The sequence below is a fragment of the Caballeronia sp. J97 genome (assembly GCF_905220305.1).
GTDB lineage: Bacteria > Pseudomonadota > Gammaproteobacteria > Burkholderiales > Burkholderiaceae > Caballeronia.
In genome coordinates this window covers 705297-724289 of record NZ_CAJMZL010000001.1, presented here as the reverse complement: position 1 = coordinate 724289, position 18993 = coordinate 705297, and the positions used below count along the sequence as shown (strand labels likewise).

15 protein-coding genes are annotated in these 18993 nt (G+C 64.3%); 7 read left to right on the top strand and 8 right to left on the bottom strand.

Annotated elements, in window-relative coordinates; translation table 11 throughout:
- The first annotated feature begins 510 nt into the window (after window positions 1-510).
- The 3 genes from zwf to U4Y90_RS03270 all read left to right on the top strand — a co-directional run bounded on the left by zwf (window position 511) and on the right by U4Y90_RS03270 (window position 4701).
- Window positions 511-1971 carry a glucose-6-phosphate dehydrogenase gene (gene zwf / locus U4Y90_RS03280; protein ID WP_321792126.1) on the top strand — a complete coding sequence of 487 codons (1461 nt, stop codon included), beginning with the start codon at window positions 511-513 and terminating at the stop codon, window positions 1969-1971.
- 128 nt (window positions 1972-2099) lie between these two features.
- Window positions 2100-2810, top strand: a complete 711-nt coding sequence (gene pgl, locus U4Y90_RS03275; protein WP_321792124.1) for a 6-phosphogluconolactonase — start codon at window positions 2100-2102, stop codon at window positions 2808-2810.
- Window positions 2791-4701 carry a bifunctional transcriptional regulator/glucokinase gene (locus U4Y90_RS03270; protein WP_321792122.1) on the top strand — a complete coding sequence of 637 codons (1911 nt, stop codon included), beginning with the start codon at window positions 2791-2793 and terminating at the stop codon, window positions 4699-4701. The genes pgl and U4Y90_RS03270 overlap by 20 nt, the downstream gene beginning before the upstream one ends.
- A gap of 120 nt (window positions 4702-4821) precedes the next feature.
- Here the strand turns inward: U4Y90_RS03270 and U4Y90_RS03265 are convergent, their stop codons facing one another.
- The 5 genes from U4Y90_RS03265 to U4Y90_RS03245 all read right to left on the bottom strand — a co-directional run bounded on the left by U4Y90_RS03265 (window position 4822) and on the right by U4Y90_RS03245 (window position 10300).
- Window positions 4822-5970 (bottom strand): porin, encoded by a 1149-nt coding sequence (locus U4Y90_RS03265; protein ID WP_321792120.1) that lies wholly within the window; start codon window positions 5968-5970, stop codon window positions 4822-4824.
- Window positions 5971-6367: 397 nt separating this feature from the next.
- Window positions 6368-7516, bottom strand: coding sequence for a porin (locus U4Y90_RS03260; protein ID WP_321792580.1), 1149 nt, complete (start codon window positions 7514-7516; stop codon window positions 6368-6370).
- 551 nt (window positions 7517-8067) lie between these two features.
- The gene (locus tag U4Y90_RS03255) at window positions 8068-8847 is read right to left on the bottom strand and encodes an ABC transporter ATP-binding protein (protein WP_321792118.1); all 780 of its coding nucleotides are present in this window, start codon (window positions 8845-8847) and stop codon (window positions 8068-8070) included.
- Between the two features lie 25 nt (window positions 8848-8872).
- Window positions 8873-9586: an ABC transporter permease gene (locus U4Y90_RS03250; RefSeq protein WP_321792116.1), complete on the bottom strand. Its 714-nt coding sequence runs from the start codon at window positions 9584-9586 to the stop codon at window positions 8873-8875.
- Between the two features lie 27 nt (window positions 9587-9613).
- Window positions 9614-10300 (bottom strand): histidine ABC transporter permease HisQ, encoded by a 687-nt coding sequence (locus U4Y90_RS03245; protein ID WP_321792114.1) that lies wholly within the window; start codon window positions 10298-10300, stop codon window positions 9614-9616.
- A gap of 427 nt (window positions 10301-10727) precedes the next feature.
- Here U4Y90_RS03245 and U4Y90_RS03240 point away from each other — a divergent pair, with 427 nt between their 5' ends.
- A complete protein-coding gene (locus tag U4Y90_RS03240; RefSeq protein ID WP_321792112.1) occupies window positions 10728-11426 on the top strand; it encodes a pirin family protein in 699 nt (232 codons plus the stop codon).
- 82 nt (window positions 11427-11508) lie between these two features.
- Here the strand turns inward: U4Y90_RS03240 and U4Y90_RS03235 are convergent, their stop codons facing one another.
- Window positions 11509-12096, bottom strand: a complete 588-nt coding sequence (locus U4Y90_RS03235) for a periplasmic heavy metal sensor (protein ID WP_321792110.1) — start codon at window positions 12094-12096, stop codon at window positions 11509-11511.
- A 245-nt stretch (window positions 12097-12341) separates the two neighbouring features.
- Between U4Y90_RS03235 and U4Y90_RS03230 the strand changes: the two genes are divergently transcribed.
- Window positions 12342-13064 (top strand): response regulator, encoded by a 723-nt coding sequence (locus U4Y90_RS03230; protein WP_321792108.1) that lies wholly within the window; start codon window positions 12342-12344, stop codon window positions 13062-13064.
- Complete coding sequence (locus tag U4Y90_RS03225; RefSeq protein ID WP_321792106.1) at window positions 13048-14388, top strand: ATP-binding protein; 1341 nt, start codon at window positions 13048-13050, stop codon at window positions 14386-14388. The genes U4Y90_RS03230 and U4Y90_RS03225 overlap by 17 nt, the downstream gene beginning before the upstream one ends.
- A 30-nt stretch (window positions 14389-14418) precedes the next feature.
- On the opposite strand, the gene U4Y90_RS03220 is transcribed toward U4Y90_RS03225, so the two are convergent.
- Entirely contained in the window at window positions 14419-14682 is a 264-nt protein-coding gene (locus tag U4Y90_RS03220) for a hypothetical protein (RefSeq protein WP_014190806.1), read from the bottom strand.
- Window positions 14683-14803: 121 nt separating this feature from the next.
- Window positions 14804-16489, bottom strand: coding sequence for a diguanylate cyclase (locus U4Y90_RS03215; RefSeq protein WP_321792103.1), 1686 nt, complete (start codon window positions 16487-16489; stop codon window positions 14804-14806).
- Window positions 16490-17219: 730 nt separating this feature from the next.
- Here U4Y90_RS03215 and U4Y90_RS03210 point away from each other — a divergent pair.
- On the top strand, window positions 17220-18983 hold the full coding sequence (locus U4Y90_RS03210) for an ABC transporter permease subunit (protein ID WP_321792101.1): 1764 nt from the start codon (window positions 17220-17222) through the stop codon (window positions 18981-18983).
- Window positions 18984-18993: the final 10 nt, after the last annotated feature.

Below are 18993 nucleotides of genomic sequence, written 5' to 3'. Positions count from 1 at the left end.
TGATCAAAAACGGCAAAACTGGATGGCCGGAAATCGGCTGTGTCGGCGGGGAAGCGGCAGGCGCGAGTCACGACGGACGCGGCGTGCCGGCCGGCAGACCGATATACGGCCGCACGGCTCTCAAGAGATGAGTGGGTTGAATCGCAACGGCTGTCTCCTCTTTTGATTATTGCCGGGCCGTTCGAGCGTTGCCGCGAAGGGCGCGCTCGACGGCGAGGCGCGAGGCCCGAGTGCATGTGAGCCGCAAGGGGACGCTTCCCGTGGAAAGCGGCGTGCCGCGGGCTCCGCTAACATGCGCTCAGAACGTCTATCCGAAAAAAGCGAAATGTCAGATTGATCTGGTTGACATTGCGCCGTTTAGATGGATGACTTTCCTCTTGATTTGAATTGTAGTTAAACTACAATTCAGTGTCAAAAAAATTTTTATCGGACTACGATGTCATTCGTGGTCTCATTGGGCGACACGCCCCGATTCGACTCACATCCGCTCTCGAACCCACTCAGAGACACATGCAAAGCGACTCGAAATTCATCTTCGTACTCTTCGGCGGCACCGGCGACCTCTCCATGCGCAAGATTCTTCCAGCGCTCTTCGAGGCTCATCGCGCGGGCATGCTGGACCCGGCGGGCAGGATCGTCTCGGTCGCGCGAGAAGCGAAGGAGCAGGGCGAATACCGCGCCTGGGTCGAGGATCACGTGAAGCCGCACGTATCGAAGAACGGCGTCGACGAAGCCTCGTGGCGCAGCTTTCTCGAGCGCTTCCAGTACGTCGGGCTCGACCTCGGCCGCCCGGAGGACTTCGTGCTGCTGCGCGATGTCCTCGCGCAATACGACGGCACGCGCGTCTTCTATCTCGCGACCGGTCCGTCTCTGTTCGTGCCGATCTGCCGCGCGCTCGCCAATGTCGGCCTGAACCAGAACGCGCGCATCGTGCTCGAGAAGCCGCTCGGCTACGACCTGAAGTCGTCGAATGCGATCAACGACGCCGTCGGCGAAATCTTCCAGGAAGAGCAGATCTACCGGATCGATCACTATCTCGGCAAGGAACCGGTGCAGAACCTGCTCGCGCTGCGCTTCGGCAATGCGCTCTTCGAGCCGTTGTGGCGCCGGGAGTGGGTCGAGAGCATCCAGATCACGATCGCCGAGGAACTGGGCGTGGAAGCGCGGGGCGACTTCTACGACAACACGGGCGCGTTGCGCGACATGGTGCAGAACCATTTGCTGCAGTTGCTCTCCATCGTGACGATGGAGCCGCCGCACTCGATGGACTCCGACTCCGTGCGCGACGAAAAGCTGCGCGTGCTGCGGGCGCTGAAGCCGGTCGACGAGCGCGATATCGGCCGCGTCGCGGTGCGCGGGCAATATCATGCGGGTGTGATTCGCGGCGCATCGGTGCCGGCGTATGCCACCGAGCCGGGCGTGCGTCCGGACAGCACGACGGAAACCTTCGTCGCGCTGAAGGTGGAGATCGAGAACTGGCGCTGGGCGGGCGTGCCGTTCTTCCTGCGCACCGGCAAGCGGCTCGCGGACCGCGTCGCCGAGATCGTCGTGAATTTTCGCGCGGTGCCGCATTCGGCGCTCGGCGCGAATGCGTTGCGCGCGGGCGTGAACCGCCTCGTGATCCGTTTGCAGCCCAACGAGTCGATCCGTCTCTATTGCCTCGCGAAGCAGCCCGGCGAGGGCATGAATCTCGCGAGCGTGTATCTGGATCTCGCGTTCGATCAGTTCTTCAAGGAAGGGCAGATGGAGGCGTATCAGCGTCTTCTGCTCGACGTGATTCACGGCCGCCTCGCGCTCTTCGTGCGCCGCGACGAGCAGGAGGCGGCATGGCGCTGGGTCGAGCCGATCCTGAACGCATGGGCATCGGCGACGAACAAGCCGAAGCCTTATGCCGCGGGCACCTGGGGGCCGGCGGCGTCGAGCGCGATGCTGGCGCAGGCGGGCACCTGCTGGCTCGAAGAAGAGAATTGACGGCGTGACGCCGACGCCGCCCGGAAGAGGCGCACGGCGTCACGGAAATTCAGGAGACCGCTGCGCCCCGTCGTTGCGACGGCGCGAACAGGAAGCGGATCGATAAACCAGAACAAGCAGGAGGAGCAGTGATCGAGCTTCGCACTTTCGACGACCCGCGCGCCCACTCGGACGCGCTGGCCAGAGCCGTGAGCGACGCGCTGAAAGCGTCACTCGCGGCAAGAGGCGCGGCATCGGCCGATGCCGCCGGACAAACCGCGCACGCCACCCTCGCGGTATCGGGCGGCACGAGCCCGAAGCCGTTCTTGCAGGCGCTCTCGCGCGAGCCGCTCGACTGGGCGCATATCGACGTGACGCTCGTCGACGACCGCTGGGTGTCCGAGAGCGATGCGGCGAGCAACGCGCAGCTCGTGCGCGAGACGCTGTTGCAGAACGCGGCCGCCTCGGCGTACTTTCTGCCGCTCGTGGACACCGGCAAGCCGCTGGAAACGCACATCGCCGAATTGAACGCCGATGCGCGCCGCCGTCTGCCCGATGTGGCCGTGCTCGGCATGGGCGAGGACGGCCATACGGCCTCAATCTTCGCCGACGCGCCCGAATGGGATGTCGCGATCTCCACGCCGGACCGTTTCGTCTCGGTGCATCCCGGAGCGGCGCCGCATGCGCGCGTGAGCCTGTCGATGTCGGCGTTGAAGCAGATCGGGCAACTGTATCTTTTCATCGCCGGGCAGAAGAAACTCGACGTACTGAACGCGGCGCTCGCCGCGCCGCAAAAGAACGCCATCTCGACGTTGGCCCATGCTGAAGGAGTGAAGCTCGATGTCTACTGGTGTGCATAAGACAGCGACTCAGCACGCCGACGGACCGCGGCTTCTGGCCGACATCGGCGGCACGAATGCGCGCTTCGCGCTGGAGACCGCGCCCGGCGAGATCGGGCAGATTCGCGTGTATCCGGGTGCCGATTACCCCGGCATCGCGGAGGTGATGCAGCAGTATCTGAAGGACACGAAGGTCGGACGCGTCAATCACGCGGCGATCGCGATCGCGAATCCGGTCGACGGCGATCACGTGAAGATGACCAATCACGACTGGAGTTTCTCGATCGAGGCGACGCGCCGCGCGCTCGGCTTCGACACACTGCTCGTCGTGAACGACTTCACCGCGCTCGCGATGGCGCTGCCGGGTCTGACCGACGCGCAGCGCGAGCAGGTCGGCGGCGGCTCGCGCCGGCAGAACAGCGTGATCGGCCTGCTCGGGCCGGGTACGGGTCTGGGCGTCTCCGGCCTGATTCCGGCTGACGATCGCTGGATCGCGCTCGGCAGCGAAGGCGGTCACGCGACGTTCTCGCCGTTCGACGAGCGCGAGGACCTCGTGATGCGCTACGCGCGCCGCAAGTTTCCGCATGTTTCGTTCGAGCGCGTGTGCGCCGGACAGGGGCTGGAGCTGATCTACCGCGCGCTGGCGGAGCGCGACGATGTCGCGGTCGCCGACACCTTCAGCGCCGCCGACGTCACAACCCGCGCACTGGCCGGTGAAGCGCTCGCACTCGAAGCGGTGAACTGCTTCTGCGCTATCCTCGGCACGTTCTCGGGCAACATCGCGGTGACGCTGGGCGCGCTGGGCGGCATCTATATCGGCGGCGGCATCGTGCTGAAGCTGGGCGAGCTATTCCACAAGTCGCCGTTTCGCGAGCGATTCGAGGCGAAAGGGCGCTTTCAGCAGTATCTGTCGGGCATTCCCACGTACATCATCACGGCGGAATATCCGGCGTTTCTCGGGGTGTCGGCGATTCTTTCGGAGCAGTTGTCGAACCGCGCGAACAGCGGTTCGTCGGCGGTTTTCGAGCGCATTCGTCAGATGCGCGATGCGCTGACGCCCGCCGAGCGGCGCGTCGCCGATCTCGCGCTCAATCATCCGCGCTCGATCATCAACGATCCGATCATCGACATCGCGCGCAAGGCAGACGTGAGTCAGCCGACCGTGATCCGCTTCTGCCGCTCGCTCGGCTGTCAGGGTTTGTCGGACTTCAAGCTCAAGCTCGCGACCGGCCTGACGGGCACGATTCCGGTGAGCCACAGCCAAGTGCATCTCGGCGACACGGCCACCGATTTCGGCGCAAAGGTGCTCGACAACACCGTATCCGCGATTCTGCAACTGCGCGAGCATCTGAACTTCGAGAACGTCGAGCGCGCCATCGATATTCTCAACGGCGCGCGCCGCATCGAGTTCTACGGGCTCGGAAATTCGAACATCGTCGCCCAGGATGCGCACTACAAGTTCTTCCGCTTCGGCATTCCGACGATCGCGTACGGCGACCTTTACATGCAGGCGGCCTCGGCGGCGCTGCTCGGCAAGGGCGACGTGATCGTGGCGGTGTCGAAGTCGGGCAGGGCGCCCGAGCTCTTGCGCGTGCTCGAAGTGGCGATGCAGCAGGGCGCAATGGTCATCGCGATCACGTCGAGCAATACGCCGCTCGCCAAGCGCGCGACGGTGGCGCTGGAGACGGATCACATCGAGATCCGCGAGTCGCAGCTTTCGATGATCTCGCGCATTCTGCACCTCGTCATCATCGACATTCTCGCGGTCGGCGTCGCGATTCGCCGGGCCGCACCGAAGCCGGGCGCGAAGCTCAGCGAGACGGTCGCGAAGGCGCGTCAGTCGAGCGACGATGACGCCGCGGCGGTGCTCGACTGGTTGAGTCATGGCGCGTCGGGGATGGCGCGGGACTAGGCGCGCGCGCTCGCTTCCCTGATCGATGCACAATGCCGCCGATGTGGACATCGGCGGCTTTTTCATGCGCCTCCAGCGACGTGAAGACCGTCCAAACGGCTCTTCGGTCAGACTCGCCGATCAGAACGAGTGCTGGATACCCGCGTACACGCCCGTCTGGCTGTGGCCGGGGAACGGGTTGTCAGTCGAAGCGGCCGAGCCGTAGTTGTTGGCGTTCAGGCCGTAGTTCGCGGCCTTGCTGTTCTGCACCGTCGCGACCTGCAGATCGAACAGGGTGCGCTTGGACAGGTTGTACGAGCCGCCGACCGTGTAGATGGTCGCGTTGCCCGCGCCGTTGTTGCCGTTCACGTGATAGACCGCGGCGATCAACGCTGCGGCCGGCGTCGCTTGCCACGTCACGCCGCCCCACTCGTGATCGAGCGCGGTCGGCTGGCCGGGCAACTGGCCCGTCATGCCCGAGGTGCGGATCGCCTGATAGCCGCCTTGCAGCTTGAACTGGCCGAGGAACACGTTGAGCATCGCCGTGTACTCGCGCGAATACGCGTAGGCGCCGTTGCCGTTCGCCTTGTCCACCGGCACATAAGGGCCGCCGAGCGAGCCGTTGTTCGGATTGCGGATTTCATCGTAGATGCCGCGAATCTGGAAAAGCGGCGCGGTGTAGGTGATCTGCGCGCCCGCCTGGCGGCCTTGATCCGTGGTGCCGTTACCGTTCCAGCTCGTCGCGTTGGAGAGCGAGTACTGACCGTAGAAGTCGAGGCCCGCGAACTTCGGCGACTGGTACGAAATGTTGTTGCTCGACTGCGGCCAGTTGCGGCCGCGCACGAGTGATGCCGACGACCAGTTCGACTGGCCGAACGGATCGAAGTCCCATACGCCGTTCGAAATGAAGAGCTCACGACCCAGCAACAGCGTACCGAACTGGTTGTTCGCCATGCCGACCGTCGCCCAGCGATTGAAGAGGCCGCCGCCCCCCGGGCCCTGACCCGTCATGGTGTTGAAGCTCCCTTCCAGCTGGAACACGGCGCGATAGCCGCCGCCCAGATCTTCGACGCCCTTCAAACCCCACAAGCTCGTGCCCCAGTCGCCCCTTTCCGCACGGAAGCGGTGCGAAGTACCCGTGGCCGCGCCGTTCGGACCGACGCCTGTCGGCACGCCGTTCATGTATTCGAGTCCCGCGTCCAGGCGGCCATACAGCGTCACACTGCTCTGAGCATGTGCCGCCGCGCTGAACGCCAATAGTGCTGCCGACGCGATCAAGACCTTCTTCATCTCCCCTCCAGAACCCTGTCGAAAATTGAGCTTATGAATATTGCCGGGTTCGACGCGAGCGCATCGAACCGAACACGGTTACCGAGGAAGAACATTCGGATGACGAAACACTGCGATGAGCCCGCGATCGGCGGCCTTCCCCGGTCCGGCAGGGATTGTGGAGTAGAACTACTTGTTACGATGCAAGGTTTTGTAGTTTTAGTTGTCGATTTGACAATCGTCTGACATCGACGAAAAAGCCTGCGACGCGACGCTCGTCATGCCACGCTTTGCGCGTCGAAGAAACCGCGCGCCCAAATAAAAAACGGTGCGATACCCTTTCGGGCACCGCACCGATACGCGCCTCTCGCAGCAGCGTGAAAACCTTCTAAAAAGACTCTTCGGTCAGGCTCGTCGATTAGAACGAGTGCTGGATACCTGCGTACACGCCCGTCTGGCTGTGGCCGGGGAACGGGTTGTCCGTCGAAGCAGCCGAGCCGTAGTTGTTGGCGTTCAGGCCGTAGTTCGCGGTCTTGCTGTTCTGCACCGTCGCGACCTGCAGATCGAACAGGGTGCGCTTGGACAGGTTGTACGAGCCGCCGACCGTGTAGATGGTGGCGTTGCCCGCGCCGTTGTTGCCGTTCACGTGATAGACCGCGGCGATCAGCGCTGCGGCCGGCGTTGCTTGCCACGTCACGCCGCCCCACTCATGATCGAGCGTGGTCGGCTGGCCGGGCAACTGGCCCGTCATGCCGGAACTGCGGATGGCCTGGTATGCGCCCTGGACCTTGAACTGGCCGAGGAACACGTTGAACATCGCCGTGTACTCGCGCGAGTAGGCGTAGGCGCCGTTGCCGCCCGAGCCGCCGTCGATCGGGTTGTAGACGCCGCCCAGCGTACCGTTTGCCGGGTTGCGGATTTCGTCGTACATACCGCGGATCTGGAAGAGCGGCGTCGTGTACGTGACGTACGCGCCTGCTTCACGGCCTTGCGGGGTCGTGCCGTTACCGTTCCAGTTCGTCGCGTTGGAGAGCGAGTATTGACCGTAGAAGTCGAGGCCCGCGAACTTCGGCGACTGGTACGAAATGTTGTTGCTCGACTGCGGCCAGTTGCGGCCACGCACGAGCGATGCCGACGACCAGTTCGACTGACCGAACGGATCGAAGTCCCATACGCCGTTCGAAATGAAGAGCTCACGACCCAGCAACAACGTACCGAACTGGTTGTTCGCGATACCGACCGTCGCCCAGCGATTGAAGAGGCCGCCGCCGCCCGGGCCCTGACCCGTCATGGTGTTGAAGCTGCCTTCCAACTGGAACACGGCGCGATAGCCGCCACCCAGATCTTCGACGCCCTTCAAACCCCACAAGCTCGTGCCCCAGTCGCCGCTTTCCGCCTTGAAGCGGTGCGAACTACCGGTGGCAGGCGCGCCGGCCGGACCGGTCGGCACACCGTTCATGTATTCGAGCCCCGCGTCCAGGCGGCCATACAGCGTCACGCTGCTTTGAGCGTGCGCCACCGCGCTGAACGTCAGCAGTGCTGCCGACGCGAGCAAAGCTTTCTTCATCATCTCCTCCAACCCTGTCAAGAAATAGAACCCAAGTGCTGCTGTGTGGTTCGATGCGAGCGCACCCAACCGAAAATTGTTTTCAGAGGAAGGACACGCGCGGGCTGTGGTGCTAATGGCGATTCGCGCGTCGTGGGCGCGAACCTGACGCCGACCTGTCGATCGGTGTCGTTCCTCAGTTTCTTTTGGACTTTTGAAGTAAAACTACTTTTTGTGTACTTCGTTTAGGTACTTTGGTTACCAATTTAACAAAATACGTTAATACCGCCAAAGAAAATCGAAGGCCGACGCATCTCTGTGTCAAAAATGCAATGCCCACGTGGTAGGCACACTACCCACAGCATGGGAAACACCCCGCAAAGCCTTATTCCATCAGGGCTTCAGCGTCATGTAAGTTTCAGGGTCAGGTTTGTCGCCTATTGACGTGCGAACGTCGTGGCGCTAGGTCGAGCCTGCGCGCGAAACAGGTTGGCACAACGGCGTCCGGACGCAAAAAAAGCGCCTCGCGGGCGCCTTTTCTGGAGTGGTTGCTTCTTGCTTCGGTCGTGCGCTTACTTCAGGCTGCCCGACAGGAACTGCTTCAGGCGCTCGCTCCTGGTGTTGCCGAACACCGCGTCCGGATGGCCTTCCTCTTCGATACGCCCCTGATGCAGAAACACCACGTGATTCGATACGTTGCGCGCGAAGGCCATCTCGTGCGTGACGACGATCATCGTGCGGCCTTCCTCGGCGAGCGTCTGCATGACCTTGAGCACTTCGCCGACGAGTTCGGGGTCGAGCGCGGAGGTCGGCTCGTCGAAGAGCATGACGTCGGGATGCATCGCGAGCGCGCGCGCGATCGCCACGCGCTGCTGCTGCCCGCCCGACAGATGCGACGGGTACTGCTTCTCCACGCGCGGCGCGAGCCCGACCTTCTCCAGATACGTGCGCGCGCGCTCCTCGGCTTCCTTCTTCGAAAGCCCGAGCACGTTCACGGGCGCCTCGATCACGTTTTCCAGCACGTTCATGTGCGACCACAGATTGAAGTGCTGAAACACCATCGACAGTTTCGAGCGAACCTGCCGCAGTTGCTTCTGGTCCGCCGCTTTCAGCGCGCCGGACTTGTCCTTCAAGGTGCGCACTTCAGTGCCGTCGACGAAGATGCGTCCCTGGTTCGGCTGCTCGAGGAAGTTGATACAGCGCAGCATCGTGCTCTTGCCGGAGCCCGACGAGCCGATGATGCTGATCACGTCGCCGGCCTTGGCCTTCAGCGACACGCCTTTGAGAACTTCGTTGCTGCCGTACTGCTTGTGAATGTCGTCGACGAAAAGCTTGTGCTGCTGGGAGATCATGAACGGTCCTTGAGCGGCGAGGGTCTTATTTGCCTTGCGGCCGCAAATAAGCGAGCCAGCGATGCTCGGCGCGGCGGAACAGCCACACGAGCGCGAACGAGATACAGAGATAGAGCAGGGCGGCGAGGCCGAACGCCTCGAACGACTGATATGTCGCCGAGTTGACGTCGCGCGCGATCTTCAGGATGTCGGGCACCGTCGCCGTGAACGCTACGGTGGTCGCGTGCAGCATCAGGATCACTTCGTTGCTGTAGTAGGGCAGCGCGCGTCGCAACGCCGACGGAAGAATCACGCGACGATACAGCGTGAAGCCCGACATTCCGTAGGCGCGCGCGGCCTCGATCTCGCCATAGGGCGTCGCCTTGATCGCGCCGGCGAAAATTTCCGTCGTGTACGCGCACGTGTTCAGCGTGAACGCGAGCAGCGTGCAGTTCATGCCGCTGCGGAAGAACTCGGACAGCAGCATGTGATCGCGCACGACCTGCAAGCTGTAGAGGCCCGTGTAGCAGAGCAGCAACTGCACATAGAGCGGCGTGCCGCGGAATACATAGGTATAGAGCCACACCGAGCGCGACAGCAGTTTGTTCTTCGATACCCGCGCGACCGCGAGCGGCACCGAAAGACAAAAGCCGAGGCCGATGGAGATGACCAGCAGCCACATCGTGATCGCGAGACCGGTGATGCGGTAGCCGTCGGTGAAGAGGTAGTTCTTCCAGTATTCCTGGATGATTTCGATCATGATCCCTGCCGCTCTTGAATGGGCCGATTAGAGGTCGGCCTTGCGTACGCCGATGGAGTAACGCCGCTCCAGCCAGATCAGCACGAGATTCGAGATCGTGGTGATCGCGAGGTAGACCGCGCCCGCGAGAAGCGTGAAGAAGAAGAAACGCAGCGTGCCCTTGCCCGCGTCCTGCGAGGCCTTGACCACGTCCGCGAGACCGATGATCGACACGAGCGCCGTCGCCTTGACCATCACCTGCCAGTTGTTGCCGATGCCGGGCAGCGCGAAACGCATCATCTGCGGAAACATGATGCGCGTGAAGGTCTGCCACGGCGTCATGCCGTAAGCCGCGCCCGCTTCGAGCTGGCCGCGCGGCACGGAGAGAAACGCGCCGCGGAAGGTTTCGGTGAAATAGGCGCCGTAGATGAAGCCGAGCACCAGAATGCCGGCGAGAAACGGATCGATGTCGATCTGATCCCAGCCCATCGCGTCCGTGAACAGGTTCAGCCAGATCTGGATGCTGTAGAAGAGCAGTAGCATCAGCACGAGGTCGGGCACGCCGCGGATGAGCGTCGTGTAGACGGTGCCGACACCCGACGCCAGGCGGTTCTTCGACAGCTTCGCCGCCGCGCCGATCAGGCCGATCACGAAGGCGAACACGAGCGACAGCACCGCCAGCTTGACGGTCTGCCAGGTGCCCGCGAGGATCAGCGGACCGTAGCCTTGCAACATGGTGATTCCTTGGTAAGGTGCCTAACGTGCATGGAGTGCGGCGAGCGCGGCGCGCGGCGGTTGATCGCGCGATGCGAAATCTTCATGTCTCTCCTCAGCCGATCGTGCTTTCCCCGCGCGTTTCGGCTGTCCTTCTCCGGCGGGCTTTCCGCATGACGGGCAGCGGTCGGTATTCTAGATGGTCAAAATTGCGCGCTGCCGTTGCTGCTAACCCTGCCGGCGCGTCGCGAGCGGCCGTTGCCCGCCGCCGGCGAGAAAAGCGCGGTATTTTACCCGAAGCGCCCGACCGCGCGAATGCCAGGCCAAAAGTGTCCGATTACATGCATGCGCAGAACGATGTAGTGCCGTGGCGCGCGTTGTTCCGGCGGGGCGCCGCCCTTACATTCTCTCCATCGCAAATCAAACGCCTTGGGCGGGAGCAAACATCATGTTCGAGATTCGCCGCAGCAACGAACGCGGTCACGCCAACCATGGCTGGCTCGATTCGTATCACAGCTTCTCCTTTGCCGATTACTACGATCCCGAGCACATGCATTTCGGCGCGTTGCGCGTGATCAACGAAGACCGCGTCGCGGGCGGCCAGGGCTTCGGGGCGCACGGCCATCGCGACATGGAAATCGTGAGCTACGTGCTAGACGGGGCGCTCGCGCACCGCGACAGCATGGGCAACGGTTCGACGATTCGTCCCGGCGACGTCCAGCGCATGAGCGCCGGCACCGGCGTTCGTCACAGCGAATTCAACGGCTCGCCGACGGACACCGCGCACTTCCTGCAGATCTGGATCATTCCGGATGCGCCGGGCGGCGCGCCCGGCTATGAGGAAAAGCGCTTTTCGGACGATGAAAAGCGCGGCCGTCTGCGCGTGATCGCGTCGCCGGAGGGCGAGGACGGCTCGGTCAGGATCGGCGCGAATGCGCGCATCCTCGCGGGTCTCTTCAACGGCGACGAACGTGCGGATTTCGACGTGCCGGCGGGCCGCCGCGTCTATGTGCACGTGGCGCGCGGCGCGGTGACGGTGAACGGCGAGGCGCTCGGCGCCGGCGATGCCGCGATGCTCGAAGACGTGTCGAAGGTCACGCTCGAAAAGGGCGACAACGCGGAAGTGCTGCTGTTCGACCTCGCCTGATCGGGCGCCGGATGTGACGAAGGCCGCGGGGCAACTGCTCCGCGGCCTTTTTTACGCGCCGAGCCCGCTTGAGGCTTGCGGCTTACGGCTTCGCGGTCGCCGACGCGCCCGCCGCCGCACCCGGAGCGCCGTCCGGGCCGCCACGGTGCTTGCCCCAGCGCTCATGCATCTTCTGCCCGTGCTCGCGCATCTTCGCAAAGTGCTTCTTTAGCGCCGTGCTGACGGTCGTCTTCTGCTGATCGTTCAGCGAGTTGTAGAAGTTCAGCCACGCGGTCGCGGTCTGCTCGCGCAACTGCTGGTTCTGCTGCTCGATCTTCTGGTGCGCCGCGTGCATCGCGTTCAGGTCGAGGATCGGCTGATTTTCCATCGACTTGAACTGATCGTGCATCTGCCTGAAGCTTTCGCGCATCGCCTGATGGTTCTGCTTCATCGTGGTGAGCGCGGTCTGCCACAGCTTTTCCTGGTCCGCATTCAGCTTCAGCTGGCCGTGCAATTCGTCCAGCTGTTTCTGCATGCGCATTTCCATATGATGTCCGCCGGGGGCGCCCATCATCGCCGGACCACCCGGGGGCGGCGGAGGCGGCGCGTCGGTCGTGGCGGCGTGCGCGGCGCCGAACGTCAGTGCGATTGCGGCAGCGGCGGCGGTGAGAATGCGGTATTGCCTGGCCATCTTGATACTCCCTTGATTGTTTTCGAAGCCGAAGCCGCGAGGCCCTGGTCGACGTCCCGGAAAGTGCGTCGAGGTCTTGCGCTTGTCGGTGAGACACAGCGTAGGGGTTCGCGACAGCCCGCGTGTTACGGCATAGTTCAGGCTTGTTACGCTGGTTTACGCCCCGCTTTCGTCGTAACACCCCGTAACCCTTATGGCCGGGCTGTCATCAATCGAGGTCTGACTCACGCGCTAAACTCCATCCCATGACTACGCAAATACTTGTCGTCGACGACGACGCCGAACTGCGCGACCTTCTGCGCGACTATCTGGTCCGGCAGGGCATCGAGGTCTCGGTGCTGCATGACGCCGGCGGTCTCGAACGCCGCATCGAACGCGAACGGCCCGATCTCATCGTGCTCGATCTGATGATGCCGGGCGTCGACGGGCTGACGGCGCTGAAACAGCTGCGCGCGTCCGGCGACGACATTCCCGTCATCATGCTGACCGCGCGCGCGGACGACGTCGACCGCATCGTCGGGCTGGAACTGGGCGCGGACGATTACCTCGGCAAGCCGTTCAATCCGCGCGAACTGCTCGCACGGGTGCAGGCGGTGTTGCGCCGCCGCCGCACGATTCCGTCCGCCGCGCCCGAGCAGCGCGAGCCGTATGCGTTCGGCCGCTTCAGGCTGGATTTCCAGTCGCGCACGCTGCAACAGGACGACAAGCCGATCACGCTCTCGGGCAGCGAATTCGCGCTGCTCAAGATCTTCGTCAACAACCCGATGCGCACGCTCACGCGCGAACGTCTGCTCGAACTGCTGCACGGTCCGGAATACGACGGCACCGACCGCGGCATCGACGTGCAGGTGTGGCGCCTGCGCCGCATCCTGGAGACCGATCCGTCGGCGCCGCGCTTCATCCAGACGGTGCGGGGGCGCGGTTACGTGTTCGTGCCGGACGGCGAACAAAATGCGCCGGGCAATTGATACGCTGTTCGGCCGGCTGGTCGTCATCGTCATCGGCATGCTGGTGCTGTCGCATGTCGCGTGGTTCGCGATCATCCGTTTCGAGCGCGACAACGTGCAGACGCGCTTCGCCGTCGAGGAAGCCGTGTTTCTGGTCGAGGCCGTGCGCCAGCACATCGCCAATACGCCCGACCAGCCCTTGCCGCCGCGGGTGCGCCTCGTGGCGCTCAATAGTCAAGACGTGCCGAGGCAGCCCGACGAGGACACGCCGCCGCCGCTGCAGCGCTTCGTCGAGGATCTGAAAGACCGTCTGCCCGACGGCACCGAGGTGCGCCTGAACGAGCCCGGCGGCCCGCCGAGCGTGTGGGTGCACGGTCTGAAGGATTCGGGGTGGATCGTCGTGCCGGTGCAGCCGCTGCGGCCGCCGCGCTCGCGCGACCGCATGCTCGTGTGGCTCGCGCTGATCTTTTCGACCGCCGTGCTCGCCGCGCTGTTCGGCGCCTGGCAACTGCAATATCCGTTGCGTTCGCTCGCCCAGGCGGTCGGGCGCTTCGGGCGCGGCCAGCCGACGCCGCCCGTGCCGGAGCGCGGTCCGCGCGAGTTGAGGCAACTCACGCACGGCTTCAACCAGATGGTGCGCGAAGTCTCGCAGACGGAGAACGACCGCGCCGTGATGCTCGCGGGCGTCGCGCACGATCTGAAGACGCCGCTCGCGCGCCTGCGTCTGCGCGCCGAAATGATGGACGACGAGAAAATACGCGACGGCGTCGTGCGCGACGTCGATTCGATGGCGCATATCGTCGATCAATTCCTCGTGTTCGCGCACGACCGCCCGGACGGCAGCGAGCCGGTGCCCGTCGACGAGCAATGCGAGCGGATCGCACGGGCGTATCGCGCGGTGTCGCCGGGCGCGCAGCCGATTCGCCTGAAGCTCGAAGCGGGGCCCACTTTCGCGCTGCCCGCGGCCACGCTGGATCGGCTGCTGTCGAACCTGCTGGACAACGCGCACGCGTACGGCGCGCCGCCGGTCGTCATCGAGACGTGGCGGGAAGCCAAGGGCTGGGTGCTGGCGGTGTCGGATCACGGCAAAGGCATCGCGCCGGATGATCTCATCAAGGCGAGCCGGCCGTTCGTACGGCTCGATCCGGCGCGCGGCGGCAGCGGCCATAGCGGGCTCGGACTCGCGATCGTGGAGCGGCTCGCGCGGCGCGTGGGCGGCGAATGCGAAATCGGCAATCGCGCCGAGGGCGGTTTGCGGGTCGCGATGAGTTTTCCGTTCGACATCGCCACGCGGCCGCTGGAAGAGCGCCGGGCCGGCCCGCAGCACGAGGAGCGCGCGCTGTAACGCGGGCTTCGTCGCCGGGGCGGGGCGGCGTCAGTCGAACAGCGTTTCGAGTGCCGAAGCCGCTTCGCTGTCCACCGTGTTGTACGTCACCGTCGACGCCTCGAAGATGTAATGCGTCGTGTACTTGCCGAGGCGCGAGAGAATCTCCTCCTGAATCACTTCGGGTGCGAGATCGATCTTCAGGAACCACGCCGTGGACGACAGCCGCGTCTGAAAAGAGCCGTACTCGGCGAGCAGATGGTCGAACGTTTCTGCGTCCTGATCCCGGCACACGATGACCAGATTTCCCTTCATGCAATCCTCCCGATTCACGCCAGCGGCATTCGATTTCGAATATCGATGATACCTGCGCGATGCGTGCGCGTCGCGACATGCGCATGACCGTGCGGTGACTCGACGCGTCGATGGAACCGGCTCACTTGCCGGCCAGCGTATCTTCGGGATGGCGTGTGGACGAGCCGGGATCGGCGGGCCGCACTTCGCTGCGGTCGCGCCCGCGCGATTTCGCCTCGTAGAGCGCGAGATCGGCGCGGGAGAGAATCCATTCGAGCGCATCGTCGGGGGCGAGCTCCGTGATGCCGATCGACACCGACAGCGCCGCATCGTCCGGCAGGTGCGCGCAGTGCTCGTGATGGAAACGTTTCCTCAGCCGCTCGAGCACGGCTTGTGCATCGGCGAGCGAGGTTTGCGGCAGCAGAATGCCGAATTCCTCGCCGCCGAGCCGGCCGATCGCATCGCTTGGACGAAGCTGCGCACGGCACACTTCGACAAAATGCTCGAGCGCGCGGTCGCCCGACGCGTGACCGAAACGGTCGTTGATCTGCTTGAAGTGATCGAGATCCGCGATCGCCACCGACAGCGGCGTGCCGACCGAACGGGCGAGCTCCACTTCATGACGCAGCGTGTCGAGGAAATATCGGCGGGAGAGGGCGCCCGTCAGCGCGTCGTGGCGGGCTTCGGCCGACAGCAGCGTATTGGCCGATTGCAGTTGTTCCGCGAGATCGCGCGTCGCGCGGTGCAGGCGCCGCTCGCGCGAGTACGACGTCGCGATCACGATCGCGAGCGTCACGACGCCAAGCATCGTCAGGAACACGAGGAGGCGGTCGCGGCTGTGATTGCGGCTGATTTCCGGCCAGCTCGTGAGCGGATGGACGATATGCGCCGAGAGCCCCGAATTGAGGCCCGTGCGCTCGTCGTAGAGCGAAGGCACGTTGCTGCCGTTCGCGGCGTAAAAGGTCTGCGCCAGCGCGGGCGCGAGCCAGCGCTCGGAGGCGCGCATCTGCTCGCCGATGTGCGACACGCGCAGCTCCGGGAACGACTCGCGCCGATAATGCTCGATGCGTTCGCGCTCCGTCATTCGCTCGACGGGCGCGTTGGGCATCGCCTCGTATTCGAGCCGGCCGTCGTGCGCCATCACGACGACGCCGTTCTCGTCGGTCACGAAGGTGCCGGCGCGCGAGACCCAGTGCCGCAGCCGGTCGATGCTCACCTTGGCGATCACCGCGCCGACCAGAATGCCGTCTTCGTAGGCGGGCGCCGCGATGAAGATCCCGGGCTCGCCGGAGAGCCGCCCCACGCCGTACATCTCGACGAAGCCGCCGAGCAGCGCGCGCGCGACGTAGCCGCGTCCGCTCATGTCGTAGCCGATGAAGCTGTCGTCGTCGGCCGCGTTGCTCGACGCAATGCAATAGCCGCGGTCGTTGACGAGCCAGATGGAGTCGAGGCCGGAGAAGCCTTGCGCGTCGTGCAGGAAGTGATTGACCTTTTCCAGCGCCGGGCGCGCGGTCCAGTCTTTGCGGCGTTCGAGTTCCGTCGCGGCCGGGTTCGAGGCATAATTCCGCGACTCCGAGAGCGCTCGCTGCGTGAGGTCCATCTGTGCGAGCGTGGCCGGAATGGCGCGCGACATCGCCAGATCGCTCGCGATGATCTGCGCCATGTTGTCGACGATCGACGCCGCCATCTGGCGCTCGGTGCGCACCGTCGCCGTCATCTCCTGTTGTACCATGCGGTCCGACAACAGGCCGGCGGCAATCCAGCACGCGAATGCCAGCGCCGCTACGCCGAGCGTGGCGATCACACGGTGCAGGGTGAGCTTGTTCATCGCTATCGCGCGCAATGGAGGGTCACGCCGCGTCCCGGCTGCGCGCGCCGTGCCGCCTGAGCGGTGCGGTTCGCGCGTGGCGGGCCGCGCGGGCGCGCGGATTGCAGCGTGTGGCGTCTGCCGCACTCGGGCCTTCGCTCGTCACGGGGCGGCGGACGTGGCTCAGGAGGTCTTCCGGCTCGGATCTGGCGTCTCGCATCGCATCGGCGCTCAAATTATTGTTCGTGAATAGCCAAGATTGGACGATGTTTTTAGCCGCCTATCAAGCGCCTTGTTACGGCGTGCGACGTGTGTCCAACACAACGGAGGCGCGCCGCGCTGACGCGCTGTTCGCCTGGCCGTCCGGCTCGGGCGAACCGCAGCCGGACTGAAAGGAAACGAAAGCACGCATGCGCCGGGCGCATCCGGCGTGTGCTGCCCCTTCATTTTGCCCGTGCCGTGCCGAAGAGCAACAGAAACATCGCATGAATGGCGCGCCGGACCGCATGAAGGTTGTGCCTGTCACATCGGTTGGTGTAGTGTCGCCCGGTTCAGCATGGGATCGTCTGAGACGGCGACTGCCTGGCGCCGTCATTCGTGCTGAACGTGTCGTCGTTTTGACGGCTGCATGCGTTGAGCATGGGGTCGTCCCGGGCAAAGGCTTCTTGCCCGACAGACGGTCCGAGTGCCGTCTCAAGCATCATCCCGCGCCCGGCGCGGTCGGAACAAAGCCTTACGGGGAGGGCCTTGCATGGAATTTGGTTTCAATCTGAATCGCACGGCGAATGCGTCGGCCTGGCGGATCCTGCCCAACCGCTGGGACTTCGTCGCGTTCCCGATGATCATCTGCATGATCGCGCTGGCCGCCGTGGGTTTCCATGAAACCCTGGCGCCGATCTCGACCCTGCAGACCCAGGCGATCTCGCTCGACCCCGCGAATCTTCCCGAATACGCGCTGCGCACGACCCTGCGCATGCTGTTGGCGATGGTCGCGTCGCTCATCTTCACCCTGATCTACGGCACGCTCGCGGCGAAGAGCCGGCGCGCGTCGATCGTGCTCGTGCCGATCCTCGACATCCTCCAGTCGGTGCCGGTGCTGGGCTATATCTCGTTTACGGTGACCTTCTTCCTCGCCATGTTCCCCGGGCGCGTGATCGGCGCCGAGTGCGCGGCGATCTTCGCGATCTTCACGAGCCAGGCGTGGAACATGACGTTCAGCTTCTATCAGTCGCTGCGCACGGTGCCGCGCGACCTGGACGAAGTCTCGCGCGGCTTTCACCTCACCAACTGGCAGCGCTTCTGGAAGCTGGAAGTGCCGTTTTCGATGCCGGGCCTCATCTGGAACATGATGATGTCGATGTCGGGAGGCTGGTTCTTCGTCGTCGCGTCCGAGGCGATCACGGTCGGCAACCGTACGATCGTGCTGCCGGGCATCGGCGCATATCTGGCGGCGGCCATCGGCGAGCGAAACCTCTCCGCGATCGGCTGGGTGATCCTCGCGATGACCATCGTCATCCTGGCCTACGACCAGTTGATGTTCCGCCCGCTCGTTGCATGGGCCGACAAGTTCCGCATGGAGAACACGAGCTCGGGCGACGAGCCGTCTTCGTGGCTGCTCGACCTGATCCGCCGCACGCGCCTGATTCACCGTCTGCTCGTGCCGGCGGGCTGGATTCTCGCGAAGACGGCGCGTTTCCCGATCAAGCTGCCGTCGCTGCAGGGCGCGCTCGAAAACGTGGGGCTGCCGCTGCGCGCGAGGGTGCCGTCCACGCGCGCGGGCGATATCGCGTGGGGCACGGTCGTGCTGCTGATCACCGCGTTCGTCGTGTGGAAGGTCGCGTCCTTCGTCTCGACGGGCGTCACCTGGGGCGAAGTCGGCCGTGTGTTCGTGCTCGGCTTCATCACGCTCTTGCGCGTGGTGGTGCTGATCGCGATCGCATCGGTGGTCTGGGTGCCGGTCGGCGTGCTGATCGGCTTGCGGCCGGCGCTCGCGGAAAAGGTCCAGCCGCTCGCGCAGTTCCTCGCCGCGTTCCCGGCCAACCTGCTGTTTCCGGTCTTCGTCGTGGTGATCGTGCGCTGGAACCTGAACCCGGATATCTGGCTGTCGCCGCTCATCGTGCTCGGCACGCAGTGGTATATCCTTTTCAACGTCGTCGCGGGGGCGTCCGCCTATCCGAACGATTATCGCGAGGCCGCGACCAACTTTCAGATCCGCGGCTGGCAGTGGTGGAAGAAGTGCATGTTGCCCGGCATCTTCCCGTACTACATCACCGGCGCGATCACCGCGTCGGGCGGCGCGTGGAACGCGAGCATCGTCGCGGAAGCGGTGTCGTGGGGCAAGACGGAGGTCGTCGCGCACGGCCTCGGCGCCTATATCGCCCAGACGACCGCCGCGGGCGACTACCCGAAAATCATTCTCGGCATCGCTGTGATGTCGTTGTTCGTCACGCTGTTCAACCGACTGTTGTGGCGCCCGCTATACGCCTATGCCGAAGCAAGGCTCCGGCTGGATTGAGGACGAGTTC